Below are 6,985 nucleotides of genomic sequence, written 5' to 3'. Positions count from 1 at the left end.
CCCTGCCCCACCCCCAGTTCCCACGGGAAATCAGGCACTTGGCGGCTCTCACTCCCCGTCGCCACCGTCCCATGCCTGACAGTGTTGTCAGGCCCTCCCTGCCATCACGCCACGCCCCCCCTGACATGGGTGTCAGGGAACTGTCGTGGGGTCCCACGAAAAGCCGCTGCGCCCCGCTACTCCCCGATGACGGAGCGGATGGTGTCGCGCATGGAGTGCCGGGCCTTCCAAGCCACGTCCTGGACCCAACGCTTGCCGTCCACGGCGCAGAGGAACTGGATGTGGTCCAGCTCCGGCGGCGGGAAGTTGGCCAGCCGGTAGCGGAACATCAGGCCCAACAGGGGCCGGGCCACGGGGTGTGGCACGGGGATCGCGGTGTGGCCCAGTTCGCGAAGCACTGCGGACAGGGGCACCTGGCCGGGGCCCACGACGTTGTAGACGCCCTTGGGCTCCGGGCGCAGGGCCTCCACCATGGCGCGGGCGACGTCCTCCACGTGGATGAGCTGCACCATGGGGTCGAAGCCCGCCATGGTCCACGGGTGGCGCAGCCGCAGGTAGTTGGACGGAGCGTTCTTGATGGTGGGCCCGACGATGTGGACGGGCCGCAGGATGACCGTCTCGATGTCGGGGTGCTTCCAGAAGAAGCTGTGCGCCAGCATGTCCACTTCGATGAGGTCGCGCACGCCGGAGAAGCGGCTCGCGGCCATCAGCGGCGCGTCCTCCGTGAGGAAGTTGGAGTTGTCCGGGCTGGGGCCGTAGACGTTCGCCGAGGACAGCACCACCACCTTCTTCACGCCGTACTTCGCGCAGTACTCCAAGAGGCGCGTGGTCCCCACGACGTTGAACGAGTGGTGCTCCTCCTCGCTCATGCGCGGGTCATGCATGATGCCCATGTGGATGACGGCGCGGACTTCGTTCTTGCGGAAGACGTCCTCCGCCTTCTTCTTGCGCAAATCCAGCTGGTGCATCTCGACGTCCTTCGGCTTCCCGATGAAGGGCCGCCGGTCGATGCCGATGATGCGCTCGCGCTTGTGCAGCATCTTCGCCAGCGTGCGGCCCAGGTTGCCGCTGATGCCGGTGACGACGACGGCCGGGCGCTTGTCCGCGACGACTGCGTCCTTCTCTTCCGTGGAGGCGCTCACCAGAACACGCCCCGGCGTTCCTTGAGACCCTGGTGGAGCATCGCCTGGATGGAGGCCTTCACGGTGCGCACCTTCTTGTCCAGTTCGCTGTCCTCGTCGTCCGCGCGGCCGGTGAAGTGGAGCGCGTCGCCGAAGTAGATGCGGTACTTCGTGGGCAGCGGGAAGGGAGTGCCCGTGGGGGTGATGGGGAAGGACGGGAAGCCCAAGAGCTTCGCCACCGGCTTCAGGTTCATCAGCGCGGGCGCCTGCTCCTCCGCGCCCACCACGGCGATGGGCACGATGGGCGTGTTCGTCTCCAGCGCCAGGCGCATGAAGCCCAGGCCGAACTCCTGGAGCTGGTAGCGCTGGGGCCACAGCTTGTTGAGCCCGCGCGTGCCCTCCGGGAACACGAGGATGGCCTCCTCCGCCTCCAGGAGCCGCCGGCAGTTCTCCGGCGTGCCGACAATCTGGCCCACGCGCGCCATGAACGTGGAGACGTACGGCAGGGACGGCACCCACTTCTCCACCATGCTGCGGATGGCGCGCGGCGGGTTGCCCTCCACCATCAGGGCGATGCCAATCATCGCGCCGTCCAGGGGCAGCTGGCCGGAGTGGTTGGACACCAGCAGCACCCGCCCGGAGGGGATGCGGTCCGCGCCGTAGGCCTCCACCCGGAAGTAGTGGCGGTAGAGCCACATGAACGGGGCGATGGCGGCCAGGCTGTAGTCCAGGTTGAACCCGAACGGATCCACCCCGTACTCGTTCTCCGTCCGGGCCAGGGCCTGGAGTTGGTCGGACTGCTGCTCGCCGGCCATGCGCTCGGTCCAGCCGCGCAGGCCCTTCTTCACCTTGTCGCTGAAACGCTCCAGCATGGGCTGGCTCCTTAGCACCCCCGCCCGCACGCCGGGAGTGGGCCCACAACCCGCAGTGCCCTTCTGACGATAATCCGCCGGAAGGTCCCCTATGCGCATCCCCTCCAAGCCCTCCCGGACGTCCGTTTCGGGCTCCACCGTCGCCGCCACGGTGCTGACGCTCGCCACCTCCGGGGCCTCGGCGGGGAGGCTGGCCCCCGACGTCAGCGACTTCCAGCCCCAGGCCACCACGTCACGGACGGGCAACACCGTGGCGGTGAACACGCTTGTGCCCAAACGGGCCCGGGCGTCTGGGCTGGAGCGGCAGCCTTCACAGGCCGTGTCCTTCGTGCACGACTTCAACGCGCGGCTGGACCTGCCGCCCGCGCGCCTGAAGGAGAAGCTGGCGCAGATGCGGCAGAGCCCCTCCGCCATGTTCCGCGCCATGCCCGCCCTGTTCCACGCGGACCTGCGGGGCCCGTACGCGCAGGAGGCCCGGCTGACGGACCGGACCGCGCCGGACCTCCGGGTGGTGGGCGACGCGCACGTGGGCAACCTGGGCACGTTCCGGGGGCCGGACGGCAAGGCGGTGTGGGGGCTCAACGACTTCGACCAGACGGGCACCGCGTCGCCGGAAGCGGACCTCACGCGCCTGGCCACCAGCGCAGTGCTCACCGCGCGCGAGGCGGGCCTGTCTTCCAGCGAGCAGACCAAGGCGGTGGAGGCGCTCGCGAAGAACTACTTCGAGACGCTGGAGCTGCTGGCGGACGGCGACGCGAACCCTGGGGCGTTCCTGGACAAGAAGGAGTCCTCCGGCCCGGTGAAGGACCTCATCAACAAGGCACGCGACACGTCCGCCAGGGACCTGCTGTCCAAGTACGTGAAGCTCGACGGCGCGAAGGGCCCGCGCTTCCTCACGTCGGACACGCTCAAGCCGCTGGACTCGGAGAAGAAGGCGGCGGTGCGGGCCGCGCTGGCGTCCTACGAGAAGACCCTGGACGGCACGGAGGGCGTGGCGGTCCCCTTGAAGGTGCTGGACCTGGCGGAGCGGCTGGACGCGGGGGGCAGCAGCTATGGCCTGGAACGCGACTACGTGCTCGTGGGCGCGGCGGATCCAAAGGCGCCCCCCGTGCTGCTGGAGCTGAAGGAGCTGCTCGCGTCCGGCGTGGCGTCACCACCAGTGCCCGCGAACGGCGCGGACGTGGTGAAGGCACAAGAGGAGCTGGGCGGCGCCATCAACCCGCTCACGGGCGCGGTGAGCATGGGCGGCCGGGCGTTCATCGTGCGCGAGGTGGAGCCGGAGAAGAACAAGCTGGACGACGCCGTGCTCGGGAAGAAGAAGTCCCTGCGCTCGACCTTCGAGCAGGCGGGCGTCGTGCTGGCCCGCGCCCACGGCAACACGCGGGCACAGGCGAAGTGCCTGGAGGACTGGGTGGGCGGAGACACGAAGGAGGCCACGAAGCGGCTGGTCGCCTTCGCGCAGGCCTACGCGGATCAGGCCGAAGCGGACTGGAAGGCCCTGAAGGCCGCGCGCTGATTCAGAGCGTCGCGGACAGCTGCCCCGCCGCGTCGCGCAGGGTGACGACGTCGAAGTCGTCCTTCAGCCACTGGAAGATGCTGCGCAGCCGCTCCATCTTCTTCGCGGCGCTCACACGCAGGTCGCGCTGCTGGCGCACGAGCTCCGGCGGGATGCCGTCCGTGGCGTCCAGCACATCGACACCGTGTAGCTCGAAGTTGAAGAAGGCATCCGCCCGGCAGGTGCGGTACGCGGCGCGCATCGTGCCACGAGGCAGCGTCGTCGCGAACGTGCCGATGAACGGGAAGCGCACCACGGGCGTCACCGTCATGGGCAGCTCCAGCACCGCCCCCGAGCCGCGCCGGTAGGGCTGCGCGGGGTCCGGCCGGTACGGCACGCGCGGCGCCAGCAGCACGCGAGGGGTGTCCAGCACGGAGCGTGACGGCCGCCCCAGCGCCGCGAGCGCCCCCATCACCGCCGCCTTCGCCGCGTAGTACGGGGCCGCCGGAAACGCGGACGAACCGTACCGGTAGCCCTGCGCCACGGTGGCCGCGTACAGGTCCGCGTTCAGCGTGTAGCCCGGGGCGCGAAAACCCGAAGGACGCACACCCACGGCCTTCTGGATGGCCGCGTCCGCGCGCGACAGGTCCTCCGCGATGGCGTCCGGCCCGCGCCGGGTGAGCGCGTAGTCGTGGGCGTGGCTGTGGCTCGCAATCTCCACGCCCGCCGCGTGGGAGCGCCGCATGCCGTCCGCCGCGCCGGGGTCCGACTCCAGGTCCTCGCCGATGACGAAGAACGTCCCGGGCACTCCCACCGCCGCGAACAACTCCAGGAAGCGAGGCACCGCCACGCGGTGGATCAGCGTCCGCGCGCGTTCATCGAGCAGCGACTCGGGCAGCCCGTGGATCCGGCAGTAGTGCGGCAGCGAATCCAGGTCGACGGAGATGGACGCCAGGCGCGCTGCCGTCATGGGGCAACCCTCCGCTCAGGTCCCGCGGACGCGGATGACGTAGAACAGCTTGCCCACGTTCTTGAGCACGTTGGGCACGCGCTTGAACAGGTGGATGGACGGCTGGCGCTTCTCATGGAGCTGGATGGGGATCTCCATGACGTTCAGTCCCTCGCGCCACGCGCGGATGACGAACTCGCTGGCGAACACATCCATGTCCACCACGCACTTCTGGATGACGGGCAGCAGCGCTTCCCGGCGGAACGCCTTCAGGCCGTGCGTGTCCGTGCCCTGGAAGCCCAGCGCCACGCGCAGCAGCTTGTTGTGCACCCGCGTGGCCGCGCGGCGGACGAGGGGGCGCTGGTCGCTCGCGCCCTTGGCCGCCTTGGAGCCCACGACCATGTCCGCCTCGCCGCGCTCCAGCCGGGGCAGCGCCGCGTCGTAGAAGGTCAGGTCGCAGAGGTCGATTTCATCGCAGACCACATAGGTGCCCCGGGCCTTGAGGATGCCGGCCTTGAGCGCCACGCCGTAGTTGGGCGTCTCCGAGTGGAACCAGCGCAGGCGCGGGTTCTTCGCGCAGAGCTCCTCCAGGATCCGGGGTGTCGCGTCCCGCGAGCCGTTCTCCGCGAAGATGATTTCGTAGTCGAGCCCGCGAGCATCCAACCCCTGACGCAGCTCTTCGGCTGCCTGGGCGATGATGGACTCCTCGTTGTAGACGGGGATGACGACGGAGAGGTGCAGGGCCATGGGTCCGGAAATCCGAAGGGAAGGCGTTGGGGCGTAGCACGCCCCCGGACCACCGTCGACAGGAGACGACTCCTTGCGTCAGCCGTTCAGCGTCCGGGCGCAAGCTCGCCCGTCCAGGATGGCGTCCTCCATGGAGGCGTATTCCCACTTTCCATAGCGCCCCGCCATGAGGATGCCGGCGTGCTCCAGGAAGCGCTTCACCTCCGCCATCGCGGGGCCATAGGCGTCGTCGTAGAGGACGTACGCGTTGGGAATCTCACGCCCCTTCGCGAAGAGGATGTCGTCCGCCGAGTGGATCATCCGCGAGCGCACCAGGTCCTCCACCGCGAACTGCTCCGCGTCCGCCACGGACAGTTCGCCGTGGTGGCTGAACTCCACGGAGAAGCTGGCCGTGTCCGGCGGGGCCAGGGGCGCGTACACCGCCGACGGCGCTCCGATGCGGTACGAATGGAACTCCGGCTCCGGCAGGTAGATCCAATGCCACGGCTGGCGGTTCGCGCCCCGGGCGCCCACGCACACGTACGTGACGATGAAGGCGCGCAGGCGCTTCGCCGCGGCCCGCACCTCGTCCGGCACGCCAGAGGCGCCCTTTCCGATGAGCTCCACCAGCGCCGGCAGCGCGATGGAGGACACCAGCCCCGAGTACGGCACGGTGCGTCCGTCCGACAGTGTGACCTGCTTCGCCTTCCAGTCGATGGAGACGGGCTCGGTGCGCACGCTCAGCTCGCCGCCCGTCAGGTGCTGCTTCATCGCGCGCGCCAGGCTCTCGATGCCGCCCTCGCGCGGGTAGAGGAATGACGCGTTGTAGCCCAGCTGATCACTGCCCGCGCCGAGCGCCCCGTCCACGACCTCCTTGAGGGTGGGGCGCGGCACGAACCGGCCGACCCACGCGGCGGACATCTCGCGCGGGTGCACGGTCCAGAGCTTCTGGTTGTAGGGCAGCATGAAGTTCTTCGCGAAGCCCTCGCCCATGTAGCGGAGGATGAACTCCTCGAAGTTCACGGGGTCGCGCTCGCGCAGGGCGCGGCCCTTCTCCCCGTAGATGGCCTCCACGTAGCCGACCAGGTTCTCCGCCACGACCTCCGGCGGCAGCCCGTGGGTGTTCACCTGGTAGGGGAAGCGGGTGAAGGTGTCGCGTGAGAAGATGGCGGCGCGGCGCTGGATGCGCACCAGCTGGTCCGGCATCCAGAGCGTGTTGACCAGCTGCTGGATCTCCGGGTCACGAAGGTGGAGCCAGTGACCGGTGGGGTCGAAGTAACACCCGTCGATGACCTCGGTCTTGATGAGGCCGCCGACCCGGTCGGACTTCTCGATGAGGCGCCAGGGGCGCTTGAGGAAGTGCGCGGTGGACAGGCCCGCCAGGCCCGCTCCGAGGATGACGATGGGATCCATGCGCCGCTGGGTCTACCACCCTGGGAGGGGGCCTGGAAAAGGGATGCACACTGTTGGTGTTGGCGGGCGCCCGCCCTCCTGCCCGGCCGGGTGACAACGGTGCGCACTGGGGACGCGTTCTTTCCGGGCTTGAAACGGCTCTGCTAGCCTGCAAGCGCCGCGCGGACCATCGCACGCCCCCGTCATTGCTGCGCGTGCGCGCGCCAGCCGGTCTCGTCGAAGGAAAACAATGAAAGTCTCCTGCCCGTCGTGCCAGACGAATTACAACATCGATGACAGGCGGATCCCGCCCGGCGGCGCGAAGCTGAAGTGCGCCCGGTGCCAGACCACATTCCCCATCAAGGCCGATGGCGTGAGCTCCGAAGCTCCCGAGGCCGGGCCCCAGTCCGCCGCCATCCCCCTCCCGGGC

Annotated in this window: 7 protein-coding genes; 2 read left to right on the top strand and 5 right to left on the bottom strand. The window is 69.2% G+C overall.

The genetic code is table 11. The features are described 5' to 3' along the window. Window positions 1–176 precede the first annotated feature (176 nt). Window positions 177–1,142, bottom strand: coding sequence for an SDR family oxidoreductase (locus tag D7Y21_RS39365; RefSeq protein ID WP_120564925.1), 966 nt, complete (start codon window positions 1,140–1,142; stop codon window positions 177–179). Beyond that, window positions 1,139–1,993, bottom strand: a complete 855-nt coding sequence (locus D7Y21_RS39360) for a lysophospholipid acyltransferase family protein (RefSeq protein WP_120564926.1) — start codon at window positions 1,991–1,993, stop codon at window positions 1,139–1,141. Before D7Y21_RS39360 ends, D7Y21_RS39365 begins: the two co-directional genes overlap by 4 nt. Before the next feature lie 91 nt (window positions 1,994–2,084). Here D7Y21_RS39360 and D7Y21_RS39355 point away from each other — a divergent pair, with 91 nt between their 5' ends. Further along, window positions 2,085–3,509 carry a DUF2252 family protein gene (locus tag D7Y21_RS39355; protein ID WP_121718450.1) on the top strand — a complete coding sequence of 475 codons (1,425 nt, stop codon included), beginning with the start codon at window positions 2,085–2,087 and terminating at the stop codon, window positions 3,507–3,509. A gap of 1 nt (window position 3,510) precedes the next feature. Here D7Y21_RS39355 and D7Y21_RS39350 read toward each other — a convergent pair whose 3' ends face one another. From D7Y21_RS39350 to D7Y21_RS39340, 3 genes are all read right to left on the bottom strand, one after another. Further along, complete coding sequence (locus D7Y21_RS39350) at window positions 3,511–4,458, bottom strand: polysaccharide deacetylase family protein (protein ID WP_120564928.1); 948 nt, start codon at window positions 4,456–4,458, stop codon at window positions 3,511–3,513. A 15-nt stretch (window positions 4,459–4,473) separates the two neighbouring features. Beyond that, window positions 4,474–5,184 carry a glycosyltransferase family 2 protein gene (locus D7Y21_RS39345; RefSeq protein WP_120564929.1) on the bottom strand — a complete coding sequence of 237 codons (711 nt, stop codon included), beginning with the start codon at window positions 5,182–5,184 and terminating at the stop codon, window positions 4,474–4,476. Window positions 5,185–5,262: 78 nt separating this feature from the next. After that, complete coding sequence (locus D7Y21_RS39340) at window positions 5,263–6,576, bottom strand: NAD(P)/FAD-dependent oxidoreductase (protein WP_121718449.1); 1,314 nt, start codon at window positions 6,574–6,576, stop codon at window positions 5,263–5,265. Between the two features lie 229 nt (window positions 6,577–6,805). On the opposite strand from D7Y21_RS39340, the gene D7Y21_RS39335 reads away from it, so the two are divergent. Next, a partial coding sequence (locus D7Y21_RS39335) for a zinc-ribbon domain-containing protein (protein WP_199735587.1) occupies window positions 6,806–6,985 on the top strand: 180 nt, incomplete at its 3' end.

Source organism: Corallococcus sp. AB045, assembly GCF_003668895.1.
Taxonomy (GTDB): domain Bacteria; phylum Myxococcota; class Myxococcia; order Myxococcales; family Myxococcaceae; genus Corallococcus; species Corallococcus coralloides.
Note: the sequence above shows the minus strand (reverse complement) of the source record. Positions and strands in the feature narration are given on the sequence as shown.

Excerpts from the sequence above, each read along its gene's own strand:
- D7Y21_RS39360 (WP_120564926.1), bottom strand. The coding sequence starts at position 1,993 with ATGCTGGAGCGTTTCAGCGACAAGGTGAAGAAGGGCCTGCGCGGCTGG.
- D7Y21_RS39355 (WP_121718450.1), top strand. The coding sequence starts at position 2,085 with ATGCGCATCCCCTCCAAGCCCTCCCGGACGTCCGTTTCGGGCTCCACC.
- D7Y21_RS39350 (WP_120564928.1), bottom strand. The coding sequence starts at position 4,458 with ATGACGGCAGCGCGCCTGGCGTCCATCTCCGTCGACCTGGATTCGCTG.
- D7Y21_RS39345 (WP_120564929.1), bottom strand. The coding sequence starts at position 5,184 with ATGGCCCTGCACCTCTCCGTCGTCATCCCCGTCTACAACGAGGAGTCC.
- D7Y21_RS39340 (WP_121718449.1), bottom strand. The coding sequence starts at position 6,576 with ATGGATCCCATCGTCATCCTCGGAGCGGGCCTGGCGGGCCTGTCCACC.